This window comes from Micromonospora sp. WMMD1082, assembly GCF_029626175.1.
In the GTDB taxonomy this organism is placed as follows: Bacteria; Actinomycetota; Actinomycetes; order Mycobacteriales; family Micromonosporaceae; genus Micromonospora.
On sequence record NZ_JARUBM010000002.1, the window covers coordinates 259806 to 278204 of the forward strand.

Genomic DNA, 18399 nt, shown 5'->3' on the forward strand with positions numbered 1-18399 from the left:
TCGGCGGACGGTGACGACCACTTGTCAACGTTGCATTGCCGATATATCGTTGATGCATCAGCGACAGTTCTAGCAAGGAGACAGCCTGATGAAGTTCCATCGACGGGGACACCCCCTGCACGAGGCCCGGATGCGCGGCTTCAGCTTCCCGCCGTTCTCGGCCGGCCCGCCCTTCGGGCCGGGAGGTCACGGCCACGGCCACGGTCACGGCCGGGGTGGGCGCGGGCGGGGCCGAGGGCGCCGACCGAACGTCCGCAACGCGGTGCTGGCCCTGCTCACCGAGCGGCCGATGCACGGCTACGAGATGATCCAGGAGATCGACTCCCGCACCGGCGGGAGCTGGCGGCCCAGCCCGGGCTCGATCTACCCGACCCTCCAGTTGCTGGAGGACGAGGGCGTCATCGTCGCCACCGAGGAGTCCGGCGGCGGCCGTAAGCGATTCACCCTCACCGAGCAGGGTCGCGCCGAGGCCGAGCAGGCCGCGCAGACGCCGCCCTGGGCGGAGGTCGCCGAGGACACGATCAACAGCTGGCACGACATCCGGCACGCCGGCACGCAGGCGATGAACGCCCTGCGCCAGGTGATGATGACCGGCACCGACGACCAGCGGGAGCGCGCGGCCCAGGTGCTCGACGAGACCCGCCGCAAGCTGTACGCGATCCTCGCCGAATCCGAGTGATCGCGGCACCACGTGCCGGCAAGCGGCGCCACGCGGTCTGGCTGGCATCGAGGGCGGCCACCCATGCGGGGTGGCCGCCCTCGTGCTGAGCGGGTCGGATCAGTGCACGGTGACGGTGGCGCCGGGGACCAGGTCGCGCAGTTCCTCGGGGAGTTCGGCGCCCATCTCGTCGGCCAGCCGCAGCGCCTCCTCGATCAGGGTCTCCACGATCTGCCCCTCGGGCACGGTCTTGATGACCTGGCCCTTGACGAAGATCTGACCCTTGCCGTTGCCGGAGGCCACTCCCAGGTCCGCCTCGCGGGCCTCGCCGGGGCCGTTCACCACACAGCCCATCACGGCGACCCGCAGCGGCACCGGCAGCCCCTCCAGGCCGGCGGTGACCTCCTCGGCGAGCTTGTAGACGTCCACCTGGGCCCGCCCGCAGGAGGGGCAGGAGACGATCTCCAGCCCGCGCTCGCGCAGCCCGAGCGACTCCAGGATCTGGTTGCCGACCTTGATCTCCTCGACCGGCGGCGCCGACAGCGACACCCGGATCGTGTCGCCGATCCCCTCGGCCAGCAACGCGCCGAACGCCACCGCCGACTTGATGGTCCCCTGGAACGCCGGCCCCGCCTCGGTCACGCCCAGGTGCAGCGGATAGTCGCACTGCTCGGCGAGCTGCCGGTACGCCCGGATCATCACCACCGGGTCGTTGTGCTTCACCGAGATCTTGATGTCCCGGAAGCCGTGCTCCTCGAAGAGCGAGCACTCCCAGAGCGCCGACTCGACCAGCGCCTCGGCCGTGGCCCTGCCGTACTTGGCGAGCAGGCGCTTGTCCAGCGAGCCGGCGTTGACCCCGATCCGGATCGGCGTGCCGGCGGCGGAGGCCGCCGCCGCGATCTCGGCGACCTTGTCGTCGAACTGCCGGATGTTGCCCGGGTTCACCCGCACCGCCGCACACCCGGCGTCGATCGCCGCGAAGACGTACTTCGGCTGGAAGTGGATGTCGGCGATCACCGGGATCTGCGACTTGCGGGCGATCGCCGGCAACGCCTCCACGTCGTCCTGGCTCGGCACCGCGACCCGCACGATCTGGCAGCCGGACGCGGTCAGCTCGGCGATCTGCTGCAACGTGGCGTTGACGTCAGAGGTGAGGGTGGTGGTCATCGACTGCACCGAGACCGGCGCGCCACCGCCGACCGGCACCGAGCCGACCATGATCTGACGGCTGGCCCGGCGGGGCGCGAGCGGCGGCGGCGGTACGGGGGGCATACCGAGGCTGACAGCGGTCACTTCAGGCACTCACCTTGAGAAGATGGAGATCGGGTTGACCACGTCCGCGGTGATGGTGAGCAGTGTGAACGCCCCACCGATCAGGATCACCGCGTACGTGAAGGGCATCAGCTTGAAGTAGTCGACTCGGCCCGGGTCGGGTCGGCGCAGCCGCGCGTACACCCAGGATCTGGCCCGTTCGAACCAGGCGATGGCGATGTGCCCGCCGTCCAGCGGCAGCAGCGGCAGCAGGTTGAACACCCCGATGAAGAAGTTCAACGAGATGAACAGCATGATGAACAGTTCCCAGGCATCGTTGGCCACCGCCTCGCCGCCGAGGATGCTGGCGCCCACCACGCTGATCGGGGTGTCGATGTCCCGCTCGCCGCCGGTGATGGCGGTCCAGAGCGCGGGCACCTTCTCCGGCAGGCGCTGCAACGCCTTGGCGACGGCCACCGCCATGTCGCCGATGAAGTTGCTGGTCGCGCCGACCGCCTCCACCGGGCCGTAGGAGACCAGGCCCGGGGTGGAGACGACCAGGCCGACACCGAGCGCGGAGACATCGGTGACCGGCCCGTCCGGGTTGTCGATCGGCGGGCGCTTGGTGGTGGCGAGCGCGGTCTCGGCGGTGCCGGGCTGGCCGTCGCGCTCGTACCCGATGGCGGCGGTGCTGCCCGGGGTGGTGGCCCGCAGCGTGGTGAGCAGGTCGCCGTAGCTGGTGACCGGGGTGCCGTTGATCGAGGTGATCCGGTCGCCGTTCTGCAGCCCGGCCGCCCCGGCCGGGCTCGGCGCGTCACCGGCCTGGCAGGCCCGCCAGGTGTTGTCCGGCAGGACGCACTCCTGGATGGCGATCACCGCCGGCTCGGCGCGGATCTGCTCTTCCGTGCTCGGGAAGCTGGGGTTGGGCAGGCCGAAGGTCATCGCCGCCAGCCAGGCCGCGAAGATCGCCAACCCGAAGTGGGTGACCGAGCCGGCGGACATCACGACGGTGCGCTTCCACACCGGGTAGCGCCACATGGCCCGCTTCTCGTCGCCGGGCTCGATGTCGTCGTCCTGCGGCGTCATCCCAACGATCTTGCAGAAGCCGCCGAGCGGGATGCCCTTGAGGCCGTACTCGGTCTCGCCCCGCTTGAAGGAGAAGATGGTGGGGCCGAAGCCGACGAAGTAGCGGGTGACCTTCATGCCGAAGGCCTTGGCAGTGAGCATGTGGCCGGCCTCGTGCAGGCTCACCGAGATGAGGATGCCGAGGGCGAAGAGCACCACCCCGAACGCGAACGACATCAAGCTCCTTCCACCGCAGCAGCGATGATCTCCTGCGCGTGTGCGCGCGCCCACGACTCGGCTCCGAGTACGTCCTCGACGGTACCCGGTTCGCCGAAATCGGGAGCGCCCTCCAGGACCCGTTCCAGCGTGTCGACGATGCCGAGGAACGGCAGCCGCCCCGCGACGAACGCCGCCACACACTCCTCGTTGGCCGCGTTGTAGATCGCCGGCCGGCACCGACCCGCCTCGCCGGCGGCCTTGGCCAGCGCCACCGCCGGGAACGCCTCGTCGTCCAGCGGCGCGAACTCCCAGGTGTGACTGGTCGTCCAGTCGACCGCGGCGGCGGCGTCCGGCACCCGGTCCGGCCAGCCGAGCGCCACCGCGATCGGCAGCCGCATGTCCGGCGGGCTGGCCTGGGCGATCGTGGAACCGTCGACGAACTCCACCATCGAGTGGATCACCGAGGTCGGATGGATCATCACGGTGATGTCGGCGTACGGCACGTCGAACAGCTCGTGCGCCTCGATCACCTCCAACGCCTTGTTGACCATCGTCGCCGAGTTGATCGTGATGACCGGCCCCATGTTCCAGGTCGGATGCGCCAGCGCCTGCTCCGGCGTAACCTGCGTCAACTCGTCCCGCCGCCGCCCGCGGAACGGCCCGCCGCTGGCGGTGACGATCAGCCGGCGCACCTCACCCCGGGCGCCGGAGCGCAGACACTGGGCGAGCGCGGTGTGCTCCGAATCCACCGGGACGATCTGCTCCGGCCGCGTCATCGCGGCCTTGACCAGCGAGCCGCCGGCCACCAGCGACTCCTTGTTGGCCAGCGCGAGCGTACGCCCGGCCCGCAGCGCGGCCAGGGTCGGCGCCAGCCCGAGCGACCCCACCACCCCGTTGAGTACGACGTCACACGGCCACTGCGCCAGCTCGCTCATCGCGTCCGGCCCGGCCACGATCTTGGGCAGCTTGAACTCGCCGGTGGCCCAGCCCCGGCGACTGGCCTCCGCGTAGAACGCGAGTTGGAGATCCTGCGCGGCGGACGCCCTGGCCACCCCGACGGCCTCGACGCCGAGTTCGAGCGCCTGGGCAGCCAGCAGCTCGACGTTGCCGCCGCCGGCACCGAGCGCCACCACCCGGAACCGGTCCGGGTTACGCCGCACGATGTCGATGGCCTGGGTACCGATCGAACCCGTACAGCCCAACAGCACAAGATCGCGGGGGGAGGTCACCCGCCCATTCTTCCCCACCGCCGCTGCACGCCCGCCGGGAGCCTCAGCCCTCCTCGCGCGCAACGCCTTCTTCCTCCAACGGTGCCTCTTCGCCGAGCAACTCGCCAGTGCAGCCCCGCACCGCACGCCCTCGCACCGCCTGTCCGACCCGCCGCCGACACCGCCGCGCTACCCCGCGCCGCGGGCCAGTTTCCTCGGCTTGTTTCCTCGGCTTGGCCGCTGGGGACGACGGCTGGTGTTGCTTTGGGTGCGTTTGTTGTTGCCAGAGCGACAACAAACGCACCCAGTGCGAGGGCCGCGGGGCCGTCTCCGGGCCCGTCGCGTCGGCTCAGGCGCGGGGGTCGAAGCGACCCACGCGGGTGGCAGTGACGAACCGCGTCCAGCTCGCCGCGGCGAAGCTCACGGGACTCATCGACATCGAGCGCCGTCTCGCTGAGGGAGCGCCAGGCATCCTCGTAGGCCTTGATCTCGTGCGGCTTGTCAAGGTAGCTCTCGCTGGATCCGCTCCGCCTCCGCCACGGATCCCGGATCCAGCGGCGACACCGTCCCGTGGTCGACGTCGGGCCGGCTCACGCCGGGCGGGACAGGACGAAGGTCTCCAGTTCCTCGCCGCCGTACCAGTCGGTGCGCCGGCCGATGTGGGTCATGCCGAGCCGGCGGGTGACCGCGATGGAGGCGGTGTTGCCGGGGTCGACCACGGCGTGGATAACCTGCGTGCCGGTGGTGAACTCCCGCTCGACGAGGGCGCGGGCGGCCTCGGTGGCGTAGCCGTTGCCCCAGGCGTCCGGGTGCAGGTGCCAGCCCACCTCGATGTCGTCGGTGAGGATCCGCTCGTCCCGCCCGGGCAGCGGTTTGAGCAGCGCGGTGCCGACAACGCTCCCGGTGCCCCGCACCTCGATCGCCCAGGTGCCGTACCGGTCGCCGTGGTCGGCGTGCCGCTGGCGCCACATGGTCAACCGTTCGGCCGCCTGCGCCGGGTCGGTCAACGGCAGGCCCGGTGCCGCGCCGAGCCACCGGACGATCTCGGGACGGGAGTAGATGTCGAAGATCCGGGCCAGGTCCGCCGGCTCGTCGGTCCAGTCGCGTACGAGCAGCCGTTCGGTGGTGACGATCATGCTCCATTCCACCACAGGGCGTTGGCGACCTGCGGGTACAGGCCCTCGGGGTGGGCGCGGAAGAGCGGCTCGGTGCCGAACAGGCTCACGCTCGCCCCCTTCGCCACGCCGCTCACCACCACCGCGTGGCCGGCGGCGGCCTCCTGGCCACCCCAGTGGCCGGCGAGGAAGAAGCCCGCGCCGGCAAGGCGCTGATCGACCCGTACGCCGTCGCCGACCCGGGTGAAGTACTGCGGCGCGTCGACGAACGCGGTGGGCAGCGCTCCCGCCGCGATCGGCGAGGCCGGGTCGTTCTGCACCGTGACGATGCCGTTGGCGTCGCTGCGCCCGGCCGCCGCCGTGACGTCGAGCAGGCCCGCTCGGTCGTTGAACTGGATCCCGCCGGCTCCCCGACCCACGACGGTCCCACCACCCGCCAGCCACCGGTCGAACGCGGCGGCCTGGGTGGCGTCCAGGCTGAGCGGGTTGAACGACGTGGTGGAGACGAAGAGGGCATCGACGTCGTCGAAGGACAGCGCTCCGGAGTTGAACCCGGTGTGCGTCACCGAGACCGGATCGAAGCCCATCTGCCGCAGGGCGAAGATCTCACCGGCGTTCGCCGCGACCCCGAGGCGGGTCCTGGTCACCGGCGTGGCCGTCCGCACCTGCGGCGGCGTGATCCTGGTGAACTCGACGCCGTACTCCTTGGCGATCGCGCGCACCACCGAGACGTCGCCCGGCACGACGAAGGTGCCGCCCGGCGTCCTGGCCAGCTTCACCCCGTCGTCGACGAGCCGGTTGACGGCCCGGATGCCGGCCACCGAATCCACGACCAGGCCGTAGTTCGCCTGCCGGCCCGGCGGCACCACGCCCTCGGCGCGGGCCTCCGTTACCGGACGCAGGGCCCTGCCGTCGAGGGCGACGTTGCGGTTCACCGGCCGCACCGTGGCACCCCAGAGGTGGCCGTGGCTCCAGGCCGAGATGTCGTACATCGCGGCGAAGTCGTCGGTCACGTCCCGGCCGACCTCCAGCAGGGCGCTGGCGAGGCCGCGCTTGGCCTGACGCATGTCGACCACGTAGGAGCCGGCCGGGTAGCGCGTGCCGTCCAGCCGGAACGGCCGTGACGCGCGGTGGACGGTCAGGTCGTTGTCGAGCATGAACTGGACCAGCCGGGCCGCCGCGGTCGCGCTGCGCTGCCCGGCGCCGGCCGGGATGACGTACGCCCGGGGGAAGCTCTGCGGGTGGGTCTTGGCGTTGTCGCCCCGGGCGAGCGAGAGGGCGAGCGGGTCGTCGATCGGCCGCGTCGGCTCGCCGGCGACCCCGCGCCGGAACCATTCGAGCTGGTTGGCCAGCAGCGCCGCCCGGTGCTGCGTGGCGTAGCCGAGGTTGCCCCGGATCGCCGCCGCCGCGACGGCGGTGTTGATCCGGGTACGCTCGTGCCGCTCCGCCTCGGTCAGGTCGCCCCGGGGGTTCAGCGGGATCTCGACGGTGTGCCCGATCGTGCCGTGGTACATCGCATACATCGGGGTGAAGATCGGCGGCCAGTCGTCCCAGCCCTGCGCCCGGTCCCGGAACGGGATGTCGGTGCGCCGGCCGCCGTCCGGGTTCGCGCAGGTGGCGCGCTCCTCCCCGGTGGCGAGGACGGCCTGTTCCATGGCCAGCGCGTGGCGCAGCGCATGCCGGATGTAGAGGTCGTACTCGTAGTTGTCACCGTGCGGGCCGGTGGTCGGCTCGATCAGCGTGCAGGTGACGTACCCGTGGATGTCCAGCATGGTCAGCGGGCTGTAGCGGACGAGTTGCGCGCGCACGGCGCGGACCTCCGGCTGCGAGGCCGTGATGTAGTCCCGGTTCATGTCGAAGCCGTTGGCGTTGGCCCGGGTCGCCGCGACCCGACCGTCGGGATTGTTCGTGACCACGAAGGCGATCACGTGACGGTCGAGCACCCTCACGACCTCGGGGTCATCCGAGAAGGCCAGCTCCCGTAGGACCTGGAGGCTGGCGTCGGTGCCCTCCCACTCGTTGCCGTGGATGTTGTTGTTGACGAACAGCGGGGTGCGCCACCTGTCGTACCCGCCGGCCCGGAGCGTGGCCAGCGCCGCGCGGGGATCGCTGAACCGCAGGTCGGACAGCTGCTGCCACCTCTTCCACTCGGCATCGCGCATCGGCGAGGTCGCCACCACCAGGTGCAGGTCGCGGCCGAGCACCGACCGCCCGATGACCTCCACGCTGATCCGCCTGCTCTGCTGGAGGGCCCGCAGCGCGGCCGGGATGTCGTGGTACGGAATGAGGTTCAGCGGGATGGACGCGTCGCCCGGATCCACCGGCACGTCCCGGATGACGTCGTTGCGCGGCTTGCCGGGCAGCGTGATCGACGGACCCACCTGGTGGGGCTGCCCACCCAGGGCGCCGGCGGAGCGCGACCCCACGCCGCGATCGGTGTCGAACGGCAGGTCGGTGTCGGACGGACCGCGAGGAGAACCGGCCGCCGCGCCGAGCGCCGCCGGGTCGACGGGCGTCGCGCTGGCGGTGCCGGGGGCCGCTCCGAAGAGGAGTACGGCGGCGAGCAGGGCTACCAGTGGTCGTCGAACACTCACGCGCATACCTCGATTCGATGGCGGGGCACCCGGACGGCGACTCGTGATCGCCGGCGCCATTGGTGGCTGTTCTATCAGTGACGACCGTCGAAGTCGATAGCCCGGCCCGGTGCCGGAGCCTCACGTACCCCAGCGGGCCCGCCAACCACCCGCGTCACCCTGGTCCGCCGGGTCGCTCGACGGTTGTCGGGCGCGACGACGGGGAAAGGGAGCGCGATGGGCGGTGCGTGGGAGCGGACGAGGCGGATCACCCGGGCTGCCTTCCGCCCGCTGCGTGGCCGCGACCTGTCGCTGCACGCCGCCGCGATCACCTTCTACGGGGCGATCGCCGTGGTGCCGGTGGCCCTGCTGGCGATCTGGCTGACCATGCTGCTGGCGGGGGCGGAGCGGGTCCGCCGACTCTCCGCGTACGCCGTGGAGGCCCTGCCGGACGCGATCGGTGCGCCACGGGCGGCGGCCGCGCTGGTCGAGGCCGGGGTGGGCCTGACCCCGTGGCTCGCGCTGGCCGCGCTGCTGCCGGCGTCCCTCTACGGCGAAGGGCTGCGCCGGGCCTTCGTCTCGGTCGCCGCCCCCCGCTCCGACGAGCACCTGATCGGCTGGCGGGGCCGGCTGCTGCTGCTACCGCTGCTGGCGCCGGCCCCGGCCCTGGTGCTGGCCATCCTGCTGGCGCTGCCGACCACCACCGGGCTGGTCCGGCGGGGTGGGCTGGCCGGCGCGCTGGGGGTGGTGCTCTCCTTCCTCGCGGTGTTTCTCGTGCTCACCCCGGTGCTGCTGTGGGTCTTCCGGGTGGTCGGCCCGGCCTCGCCGGACTGGCTCTCCGCGCTGGCGATGGGGTCGTTCACCGCCGCGAACCTCTCCGGCTTCCTGCACGGTTTCGTGCTGTTCGCCTCGTTCCCCCTCGACCTGGGCATACCCTTCGGCGGCCTGAACGAGGTGGGCGCCGTCGTGGCGATCCTGCTCTGGCTCTACGTCTTCCACGTGATCGTGCTCGCCGGCTACTCCGCCACCCTCGCCCTCTCCACCTGGCGTGACCACCGTCAGCGACGGGAGCCGGCAGGAGCGGGTTAGGGTGCGGGGATGACGGGTGAGGTGCCGTCCCGGGCCGACGTGGTGATCGTCGGATCCGGGCACAACGGGTTGGTTTCCGCGATCCTGCTGTCCCGGGCCGGGCTGGACGTGCTGGTGCTGGAGGCCGCCGACGTGATCGGTGGGGCCACCCGCACCGAGAATCCGTTCCCCAAGGTGCCCGAACTGCGCCACTCCACCGGGTCGTACCTGCTCGGGTTGATGCCGCCGGAGTTGCTGGCCACGCTCGACGTGCGCATCCCGGTGCTGCGCCGCGACCCGCACTACTTCCTGCCCACCCCGGGCGGCGCCGGTTCGCCGTACCTGCTCTTCGGCACCGACACCGCGGCCACCCGCCGGCAGCTCACCGAGTTCTTCTCCGCCGCCGACGTGGCCGCCGACGACGCGTTGCAGGCCGAGCTGGCCGCGCTGCGGGAGGATCTCGCCCCGGCCTGGCTCGCCGAGCCGCTCACCCTGGAGGAGACCGCCGAGCGGTACGTGCGGCCCGAGCTGCGCACGGTCTTCGTGGATCTGGTACGCGGCTCGGTCGCCGACTACCTGGCCCGCTTCGACTTCCGCTCCGAACTGCTGGTCAGCATGTACGCGGTCACCGACGGCCTGTCCGGGCTCAACGCCGGCCCGGACGACCCCGGCACCGGGCACAACTTCCTGGTGCACAACATGTGCCGGCTGCCCGGCTCGGGCGGCACCTGGATGATCGCCGAGGGCGGCATGGGCACCGTGTCGCGCACCTTCGCCGACGCGGCCCGCGCCTCCGGCGCCGGGATCGTCACCGGGGCACCCGTCACCGCGATCACCCTCGACGGCGGCGCGGCCAGCGGGGTGGTGCTCGCCGACGGCCGGGAGGTCGGTGCCTCCGTGGTGCTCGGCGGCTGCGACCCGTACCGGCTGATGGAGCTGCTGCCCGACGGCGCGCTGCCCACCGTGCTCAGCGAGCGGATGGCGGCGGTCCGGCGCACCGGCACCACGCTCAAGCTCAACCTGGCGCTGCGGGGCCTGCCCCGCTTCTCCTGCCTGCCCGAGGGCGCGCCGAGCCCGTTCGGCTCGACCATCCACCTGCTGCCCGGCTCGGCGTCGCTGACCGGCGGCGCGGGCGAGTCACCGATGGCGGCGCTGCGCGCCATGTGGGCCGACGTGCGGGCCGGGCGGCTGCCCGCCGAGCCCACCATCGAGTGGTACCTGCACACCACCGTCGACCCGTCGCTGGCCGATCCGGCCGGGCACCACTCGTCGGCGCTCTTCGTCCAGTCGGTGCCGTACGAGTTGGCCGGCACCAGCTGGGAGGCGGCGCTGCCCGGCTACGTCGAGCGGCTGGTCGAGATCTGCGAGCGGTACGCCCCGGGCACCGGCGACCTGATCGCCGACGCGGTGCCGCTGCCGCCACCCGGCATCGAGGCGCACTTCGGCATCACCGGCGGGCACATCCACCACGTCGACAACACGGTCTCCTTCGCCGACCGGATGCCGTACGCGACCGGCGTCGACGGCGTGTACGCGGGCAGCGCCGGCTGCCACCCGGCCGGCAGCGTGATCGGCGCCGCCGGCCACAACGCCGCCCAACGCATCCTCGCCGACCTGGGCCGCTGACGGCCTAGTTCGTCGGGGTGGGCGTCTCCTCGCCGACGGTCGTCGGGGTGGGCGCTTCCTCGCCGACGCGGTGCGCGCGGACCTTGTGACCGACGCTGGTCAGGCAGCGCCCGCTGGGCAGGTCGAAACGCCAACCGTGCAGCTGGCAGGTGAGCTGGTCGCCGTCGACGATGCCGAACCGGCTCAGGTCGGCCTTCAGGTGCGGGCAGCGCCGCTGGACCACCCAGTCGCCGAGGGTGATGTCCTCGGCGTCGACGGCCCGCTCGTGCTCGTCGTACCAGCCCTCGGCGTACTGCAGGCGCTCGGTGGAGAGGCACTTGAAGAAGGCGTACACGAACTCGTTGTACTGCCCGATGCGCGCGGCGGAGAAGCGGCAGGACAGGAAGAGCGAGTTGACCCAGTCCACCTCGCCGATGTGCAGCAGGTGCTCCACCAGCGCCCGCTCGGTACGGAACCGGTAGCGCACCTTCTCGTCGGCGTACGGCCGCACCTGCTTGCCGGGGAAGTCGACCACGATGGATTCGATGGCATCCCCGTCATAGCCGACCAGGTCGAAGCGGACCGGACCACCGACCCCCTTGGCGAGGTAGATCGACTCGTCGAGCAGCGGCTCGATCCGCCGCTTCAGCTCCTTGAGCACGTCGACCTCGGGGTGCCGCCAGGACGCCTTCTCCGCCTCGATGACCGGCCGCTTGCGCTCGCGCATCTCCTCCAGGTGGGCGACCTTGTCGGCGAAGAACTCCGCCACCGGCACCGGGTGCGTCGTCGTGGCCCCCGAGGTGGTCACCTCGGCGACGCTGCCGGGCAGCAGCACGATGCCGTTGGTGCCGCCGACCTTTGCGTACTCGGCCAGGAAGACCGACTGGTCGGGGAAGATGTTCCCCTCGTCGCCGAAGATGTCGTTGAACTGCCACAGCTCGTCGTCGAGGAAGCAGGGCGGGCCGGCGATCGGGAAGACGTGGTCGGCCTTCAGGTCGTCGATGTAGCGCCAGGTGCGGTCGAACTGCCGTTCCCGCTTCTGCTTGCCGAAGGCGGTCTTGGCCGCGTTCGGCAGCTCGTAGACCATCGGATACCAGATCGCCCCGGAGAACTGGAGCATGTGCGCGTGCACGTGGCCCAGCTCGGCGAAGGTGCTCAGGTCCGTCGGGCGGGCGTCGTTCTGGTTGAGCAGCCGGATGCCGTCGTACTCCACCCAGAGCGAGGAGTCGCCGATCGGACCGTCGGTCGGGCTGGTCAGCGCCTGGATCATGATCTTCAGGCCGCCGTCCAGCTCGACGACCTCCTCGTTGCGGGTCTTCAGGAACTTCGTGAAGCCCAGCTCGCGGAACTCGTCCTCCATCTCCGAGGTGGGGAACTCGGGCAGCAGCACGGTCGCGGACTTGGCGACGTACCGCTTGAGGTGGGCCGCGTCGAAGTGGTCCCGGTGCAGGTGGGAGACGTACAGGTAGTCGACCTTGCCGAGGGTCTCCCAGTCGAGCTGGGAGTTGTCGGGGAACGGGAACCAGGAGGCGAAGTAGGCCGGATTGACCCACGGGTCGCACAGGATGCTGCCCGCGGCCGTGTCGATCCGCATGCTCGCGTGCCCCGTACCGGTCACTCGCACCGCAGTTCCCCCTCACAGAGACAATCAAGGCGTACGCAAGAACGCTACCGGAGGCGGTCTGGTCCCCGCCCCGCGACGCCGCCATACCCGCCCCACCGCAGGTCGCCACGGAGGCGGCGTGCCAGACTAGCCGGAGATCCGTTCGCGAGGAAGGACCGACAGTGGCAGGAAGCGAGCCGGTAACGGCCCCGGACCAGCACAAGCCCGGGCACCGCAAGGCCGGGCGGATCGGTGCGGTGCTCACCGCGCTCGTGCTGCTGGCGATGCTCTGCGGCAACCACGAGGGCAGGGTCGAGGACATCTGGCTGATCGGTCTGGCCGCGTTGCTGCTGCTCATCGTGATCGGCGACGTGGTGCTGCGCCGCAACGGCCTGCGCCACTGACCCGTACCGGCACGACGAAGGGCCCGCCCCGAGGATCGGGGGGCGGGCCCTTATCGCATGCTCAGCGGCCGAAGAGGATGTCCTGGACGTTCTTCAGCGCGGCGTCGACCTCGGCCTCGAAGTAGCCGCCCTGCACCAGCCCGAAACGCAGCGTGTCCAGGTCCTTCGGATTCACCGGCATCTGATTGCGACCGGCCATCCCGCCGAGCAGGCTCTCGAAGAACCGGTCCACCTGGTCGGGGTCGTACCCGCTGCCGAAGCGACGGACCTGGAAGCTCCGCCGGATCTGGTCCACCCGGTAGAGGTCGCTGCCGGGCGGGCCGGCCATCGGCGGCCCACCCATCGAGGGCCCGGCCATCGCCGGCGGACCGCCCATCGCCGGCGGACCGCCCATCGCCGGGGGCCCACCCATCGGCGGCCCGCCAAGCGCCTGCTGCGGCAGGCCGGGCGGCCCCGCCGGGCCACGACGCGGGTCGCGGTCCGGCAGCCGGATCTCGGCGGTCATGTCGGTGCGGCCGTGCCGGCCCGCCTCGAACCCGTCGAAGCGCGGCTCGTCCGGCGGACCGTAGCCGCCCGGCCCGTCCGGCGGGCCATATCCGCCGGGCCCCGCGGGCAGACCACGCGGCGGCCCGCCGTGACCCGGGCCACCGGGCGGACCCATCGGCGCCCCCGGGCCCATCGGGCCGCCGGGGCCGCGCGGCGCGTCGTAGCCACCGCGGGGAGCGTCGTACCCGCCGGCGAAGGCGCCGGTGGGCTCGTCGTAGCGGCCGTAGGGCGGGCCGGCCTGCGCGGGCATCGCCCGGGGCGGCATCGGCGGCTGCGGCACCGGGGACATGCCGCGGTCCTCGCGCATGCCCGGGCCCATCCGGTCCGGCGGGCCCATCCGGCCGTCGCCGCCCCGGCCGCCCACGCCGCCACGCTCCTCCAACTCGGCCAACTGCCGTTCGACCCGGTCAAGGTGCAGGTCGACCTGCCACTCGTCGTAGCCGTTGAAGCGAACCCGGAAGACGACGTCGTGGACCTCCTGCGAGGCCACCGGGGCACCGACCGACTGACCGGCGAGTGTCGCCTCGACCCGGTCCAGGAAGGCGTCCACCTCGTCAACCTTGTATCCCCGGCGGAGCGCCTTACGCCGGAAACGCTGACCCTGACTCGCCACTATGTCTCCTGGTCTCGTTCGCCACGCCCGGTCACGCCGACTCCCCGGCCGGGTCGGTGCCACTGTCCTCCGCGGCGGCCAGCTGCCCACACGCCCCGTCGATCTCGCGACCTCGGGTGTCCCGCACCGTCGTGGACACCCCGGCGTCGCGCAACCGCCGGACGAACTCCCGCTCGACCGGCTTCGGGCTCGCGTCCCAGCGGCTGCCCGGAGTCGGGTTGAGCGGGATCAGGTTCACGTGGGCCAGCTTGCCGGCCAGCAGCCGCCCGAGCAGATCAGCTCGCCACGGCTGGTCGTTCACGTCCTTGATCATCGCGTATTCGATCGACACACGACGGCCCGTGCGGGCCGCGTAGGCCCATGCTGCGTCCAGCACCTCGCACACCTTCCAGCGCTGGTTGACCGGCACGAGTTCGTCGCGCAGCTCATCATCGGGGGCGTGCAGCGACAACGCAAGAGTCACAGAGAGGTCTTCGCTGGCCAGTCGGTGGATGGCCGGCACCAGCCCGACCGTGGAAACGGTGATGTGTCGCTGTGACAGGCCGAGGCCCTCGGGCGCGGGCGCGACCAGCCGGCGGATCGCGGCGACCACCCGCTGGTAGTTGGCCAGCGGCTCCCCCATGCCCATGAAGACCACGTGCGACAGCCTCGGCGGCGACCCCGCGACCACGCCGGAGGCGGCCACGCCCGCGAGGTAGACCGCCTGGTCCACGATCTCGGCGGTGGAGAGGTTGCGGGTCAGACCGGCCTGGCCGGTGGCACAGAACGGGCACGCCATGCCGCATCCGGCCTGGCTGGAGATGCAGACGGTGATCCGGTCCGGGTAGCCCATCAGCACGCTCTCCACCAGCGACCCGTCGTGCAGCCGCCACAGCGCCTTGCGCGTCGCCCCGTCGTCGCAGGCCAGTTCGCGCACGGGAGTGAGCAGCCGGGGCAGCAGCTGGTCGGCCAGGCGCTCGCGGGACGACGCCGGCAGGTCGGTCATCTGCGCCGGGTCGCGTACCAGCCGGCCGAAGTAGTGGGTGGAGATCTGCCGGGCTCGGAACGCTGTCTCACCCAGCCTGGTGACCAGCTCTTTCCGGCCGGCAAGGTCGAGATCGGCGAGGTGTTGCGGTGGCATCGCCGCCCGGCGCGCGCCGGGCGCGTCCGGGTCGACCGGGATCAGGGGAAGACTCGTCATGGCCCGTCCAGTCTGGCACGCTCGGCCCGGAACGTACCCGTCCGGAGGGGTCGGATCCGCTCCCGCCACCTCCGCGACCCAGGTCCGCCGGCGTCGGCCATGCCTCAGTTCACCACCGGGACGAAGACCACGAGCAGCAGGTACGCCGTCGGCACGGCGAACAGCACGGAGTCGAGCCGATCCATCAAGCCGCCGTGGCCGGGCAGCAGGTTGCTCATGTCCTTCACACCGAGATCCCGCTTGATCATGGATTCGGCGAGGTCACCGAGGACCGCGGCACCCGAGACCGCCACCCCGAACACGGCGCCCCACCAGGGCGCCACGTCGAACAGCAGCCACAGCAGCAGGGCGCTGCCCAGCGCGGCGGCGCTGACCGAGCCGACGAAGCCCTCCCAGGACTTCTTCGGGCTGATCGCCGGCGCCATCGGATGCTTGCCGAAGTTGGCCCCGGCCGCGTACCCGCCGGTGTCCGAGAGCACCACCGCGACCAGGGTCACCAGCACCCGCAGTGCGCCGTCGTCGGGGGAGGACGCGAGCAGGGCGGCGAAGCCGCCGAGGAAGGGGACGTACACCGCGATCAGGGTCGCCGCGGTCATGTCCCGTCGGACGTTGGTCGGGCCGTCACCGAGCCGCCAGACCAGCGTGCCCGCCACCGTGACGAGCAGGCCCAGCAGGAGCGCGTCCAGGCCGGCGAACCAGGCCAGGGTGACGGTGAGCACCCCGCCGGCGAGCAGCGGCACCAGCGGCACCTCGGCGCCGGCCCGGCGTACCGCCCGGGACATCTCCCAGATGCCCACGCCGAAGGCCGCGGCGATCACCAGCAGGAACGCCGGGGTGTAGAGGAACAGCGGCAGCAGCACCGCCGCGCCCAGGCCCACGCCGACCGAGATGGCCGCCGGCAGGTTCCGCCCGGCCCGGCCCGCCGCCTGCTGGGTCGCCGGCCGACCGGCACCGGCCCGCCGTCGACCACGGTGCCGCCGGCCCGGCGGATCCTGCGCGTCCGGCTGCGGCGCGTCGGGTGCCGGCGTGCCCTCGGCCGGCACGGCGGCGAGTTGGGTGGTGGGTGCGTCGTCGTGGTCCCGGCCGTGGCCGGCACGCACCGGTGCCATCTGGGTGGTCGGCGCGTCGTCGTGGCCGAGGCGTACCGGCGCGATCTGTGCCGTGGGGGCGTCGCCGTGGTCGAGGTCGCGGCGCCCGTTGCGCCCGGGCGGGGGGCGCTCGCGCTCCCGGGGGCCGCGCCCGCCCCGTTCGTCGTACGCGGGCCGGTCGCCGCCGTACGGACCGCGCCGATCCCGGTCACCGTCGTGCGGGCCGCGTGGGTCGCCGTACCCGGCGTCGACCGGCCCGCCCCGGTCCTCGGGGCGGCGGGCGGGCGGGCGGGCGTGCGGCTCGGCGTACAGCTCAGCGCCGGGCTGCGGGCCGCGGCCCCACGGGCCGGGGTCGACGTCCGGGTCCGGCCAGGGCAGCGAGGTGGGGCGATCCGAATGGTCCCAGCCGCGGGCCTCGGCGCCACCGTAGGGGTCGAGGTGGGACATCACGCACCAGAGGGGAGCGGTACGAGATCCACCACTTGACGCACAGCCACTACCATCCCCTACCCGCGCGAGGCGCTCCGTCTGATTGCCGGCCTGTAGGCTGGCCGATTCCCACCGTTCACCCCCGGGTCGCCGGGAATCGTGCCGAGCCTACTGCACCCATCCGCCCAGCAGGACGCGCCAGCACCCACCTCCACCACGTTGATCATGAAGTTGTCACCACGACACGCCGATGGCGGCGGCAACAGCTTCATGGTCAACGCGGCGGGGGCGCGGGGTCAGACTTCCAGGAGTTCGGCTTCCTTGTGCTTGACCAGTTCGTCGACGTGCGCCACGTAGCGCTGGGTGAGGTCGTCCAGCTCCTTCTCGGCGCGACGGCCCTCGTCCTCGCCGACCTCGCCGTCCTTGACGAGCCGGTCCAGCTCTTCCTTGCCCTTGCGCCGGATGTTGCGGATGGCGACCTTGGCCTCCTCACCCTTGTGCCGGGCGACCTTGATCATGTCGCGGCGGCGCTCCTCGGTCATCTGCGGGAGCAGGATGCGCAGCTGGTTGCCCTCGTTGTTCGGGTTGACCCCGAGATCCGAGTCGCGGATCGCCTTCTCCATGGCGTTGATCTGCGAGTTGTCGTACGGCTTGATGATCGCCATCCGCGGCTCGGGGATGCCCACCGACGCCATCTGGGTCAGCGGCGTCGGAGTGCCGTAGTAGTCGATGATGATCTTGGAGAACATGGCCGGAGTGGCGCGACCGGTACGGATGGCGCCGAACTCCTCCTTGGCGTGCTCGACCGCACGCTCCATCTTCTCCTCGGCCTCGAGGAGGGTGTCGTCGATCACCGGTCTCCTCGCCTCCTTCTTGTACTCGTCGTGGGCTTGTGGGGTCACCGGGACCGCCGATCGCCGTCGGCGGTCGGCTCAGGTGGTGATCAGCGTGCCGATCTTCTCGCCGCCCACGGCCCGGACGATGGTGTCGTCGCCCTGCGCGCCGAAGACCAGCATCGGCAGGCCGTTCTCCATGCAGAGGCTGAAGGCGGCCGCGTCGGCGACCCGAAGGTTGCGGCGCAGCACCTCGGAGAAGGTGATCGAGTCGAACTTGCTCGCGGTCGGGTCGACCCGGGGGTCGGCCGTGTAGACGCCGTCCACACCGTTCTTGCTCATCAGCACCACGTCCGCGTGGATCTCCAGCGCACGCTGGGCGGCCACCGTGTCGGTGGAGAAGTACGGCATGCCCGCGCCGGCGCCGAAGATGACCACGCGGCCCTTCTCCAGGTGCCGAATCGCCCGCAGCGGGATGTACGGCTCGGCGACCTGGGCCATCGTGATGGCGCTCTGTACGCGGGTCTCGATGCCCTCCTTCTCCAGGAAGTCCTGGAGGGCGAGGCAGTTCATCACGGTGCCGAGCATGCCCATGTAGTCCGCCCGGGCCCGGTCCATGCCCCGCTTCTGCAGCTCCGCGCCGCGGAAGAAGTTGCCGCCGCCGACCACCACGGAGACCTGCACACCCCGGCGCACCACCGTGGCGATCTGCCGGGCGATGGCCTGCACGACGTCCGGGTCCACGCCGATCGCGCCGCCACCGAACACCTCGCCGGAGAGCTTCAGCACCACCCGTCGGGCCCGGCCGGGCGGTGGTGCCGTCGGATCGTCCGCCGCCAGCGTCCGGTCACTCACAACCTGCGTCATCCGCCGGTCCTTCCCCCACTGACGCGCCGGGTGCGCGTACCTGCCGTTGCCGACCTTATGGGACGAGGAGGCCG

General features: G+C 71.8%; 15 protein-coding genes and 1 pseudogene. 4 read left to right on the plus strand and 12 right to left on the minus strand.

Annotation, left to right across the window (positions count from 1 at the left end):
* The first annotated feature begins 88 nt into the window (after positions 1–88).
* Entirely contained in the window at positions 89–679 is a 591-nt protein-coding gene (locus O7615_RS01255) for a PadR family transcriptional regulator (protein WP_278175263.1), read from the plus strand.
* A 99-nt stretch (positions 680–778) separates the two neighbouring features.
* Here O7615_RS01255 and ispG read toward each other — a convergent pair whose 3' ends face one another.
* The 6 genes and pseudogenes from ispG to O7615_RS01285 all read right to left on the minus strand — a co-directional run bounded on the left by ispG (position 779) and on the right by O7615_RS01285 (position 8110).
* Positions 779–1951, minus strand: a complete 1173-nt coding sequence (gene ispG, locus O7615_RS01260; protein ID WP_278175264.1) for a flavodoxin-dependent (E)-4-hydroxy-3-methylbut-2-enyl-diphosphate synthase — start codon at positions 1949–1951, stop codon at positions 779–781.
* Positions 1952–1960: 9 nt separating this feature from the next.
* Positions 1961–3211: a site-2 protease family protein gene (locus tag O7615_RS01265; protein ID WP_278175265.1), complete on the minus strand. Its 1251-nt coding sequence runs from the start codon at positions 3209–3211 to the stop codon at positions 1961–1963.
* Entirely contained in the window at positions 3211–4422 is a 1212-nt protein-coding gene (gene dxr / locus O7615_RS01270; protein WP_278175267.1) for a 1-deoxy-D-xylulose-5-phosphate reductoisomerase, read from the minus strand. The genes O7615_RS01265 and dxr overlap by 1 nt, the downstream gene beginning before the upstream one ends.
* A 395-nt stretch (positions 4423–4817) precedes the next feature.
* Positions 4818–4910 (minus strand): annotated as a pseudogene (locus tag O7615_RS01275) (XRE family transcriptional regulator); the annotation flags it as partial.
* A gap of 81 nt (positions 4911–4991) precedes the next feature.
* Positions 4992–5537: a GNAT family N-acetyltransferase gene (locus O7615_RS01280; protein ID WP_278175268.1), complete on the minus strand. Its 546-nt coding sequence runs from the start codon at positions 5535–5537 to the stop codon at positions 4992–4994.
* Complete coding sequence (locus O7615_RS01285) at positions 5534–8110, minus strand: M14 family metallopeptidase (protein ID WP_278175269.1); 2577 nt, start codon at positions 8108–8110, stop codon at positions 5534–5536. Before O7615_RS01285 ends, O7615_RS01280 begins: the two co-directional genes overlap by 4 nt.
* A 216-nt stretch (positions 8111–8326) precedes the next feature.
* On the opposite strand from O7615_RS01285, the gene O7615_RS01290 reads away from it, so the two are divergent.
* Both O7615_RS01290 and O7615_RS01295 read left to right on the plus strand, forming a co-directional pair.
* Entirely contained in the window at positions 8327–9178 is an 852-nt protein-coding gene (locus tag O7615_RS01290) for a YhjD/YihY/BrkB family envelope integrity protein (protein WP_278175270.1), read from the plus strand.
* Positions 9179–9187: 9 nt separating this feature from the next.
* The gene (locus O7615_RS01295) at positions 9188–10783 is read left to right on the plus strand and encodes an NAD(P)/FAD-dependent oxidoreductase (RefSeq protein WP_278175271.1); all 1596 of its coding nucleotides are present in this window, start codon (positions 9188–9190) and stop codon (positions 10781–10783) included.
* Positions 10784–10787: 4 nt separating this feature from the next.
* Here O7615_RS01295 and O7615_RS01300 read toward each other — a convergent pair whose 3' ends face one another.
* Positions 10788–12386: a Rieske 2Fe-2S domain-containing protein gene (locus O7615_RS01300; RefSeq protein WP_278175272.1), complete on the minus strand. Its 1599-nt coding sequence runs from the start codon at positions 12384–12386 to the stop codon at positions 10788–10790.
* A gap of 161 nt (positions 12387–12547) precedes the next feature.
* Here O7615_RS01300 and O7615_RS01305 point away from each other — a divergent pair, with 161 nt between their 5' ends.
* Positions 12548–12769, plus strand: a complete 222-nt coding sequence (locus tag O7615_RS01305) for a DUF2631 domain-containing protein (RefSeq protein ID WP_278175273.1) — start codon at positions 12548–12550, stop codon at positions 12767–12769.
* A 61-nt stretch (positions 12770–12830) separates the two neighbouring features.
* Here the strand turns inward: O7615_RS01305 and O7615_RS01310 are convergent, their stop codons facing one another.
* From O7615_RS01310 to pyrH, 5 genes are all read right to left on the minus strand, one after another.
* Positions 12831–13928, minus strand: a complete 1098-nt coding sequence (locus O7615_RS01310) for a DivIVA domain-containing protein (protein WP_278175274.1) — start codon at positions 13926–13928, stop codon at positions 12831–12833.
* A gap of 31 nt (positions 13929–13959) precedes the next feature.
* Positions 13960–15108, minus strand: coding sequence for a 23S rRNA (adenine(2503)-C(2))-methyltransferase RlmN (rlmN, locus tag O7615_RS01315; protein ID WP_278175275.1), 1149 nt, complete (start codon positions 15106–15108; stop codon positions 13960–13962).
* 104 nt (positions 15109–15212) lie between these two features.
* Positions 15213–16643 carry a phosphatidate cytidylyltransferase gene (locus O7615_RS01320; RefSeq protein WP_278181943.1) on the minus strand — a complete coding sequence of 477 codons (1431 nt, stop codon included), beginning with the start codon at positions 16641–16643 and terminating at the stop codon, positions 15213–15215.
* A gap of 278 nt (positions 16644–16921) precedes the next feature.
* Positions 16922–17479 (minus strand): ribosome recycling factor, encoded by a 558-nt coding sequence (frr, locus tag O7615_RS01325; protein WP_278181944.1) that lies wholly within the window; start codon positions 17477–17479, stop codon positions 16922–16924.
* A 78-nt stretch (positions 17480–17557) separates the two neighbouring features.
* Positions 17558–18325, minus strand: a complete 768-nt coding sequence (gene pyrH / locus O7615_RS01330; protein ID WP_092373634.1) for a UMP kinase — start codon at positions 18323–18325, stop codon at positions 17558–17560.
* Positions 18326–18399: the final 74 nt, after the last annotated feature.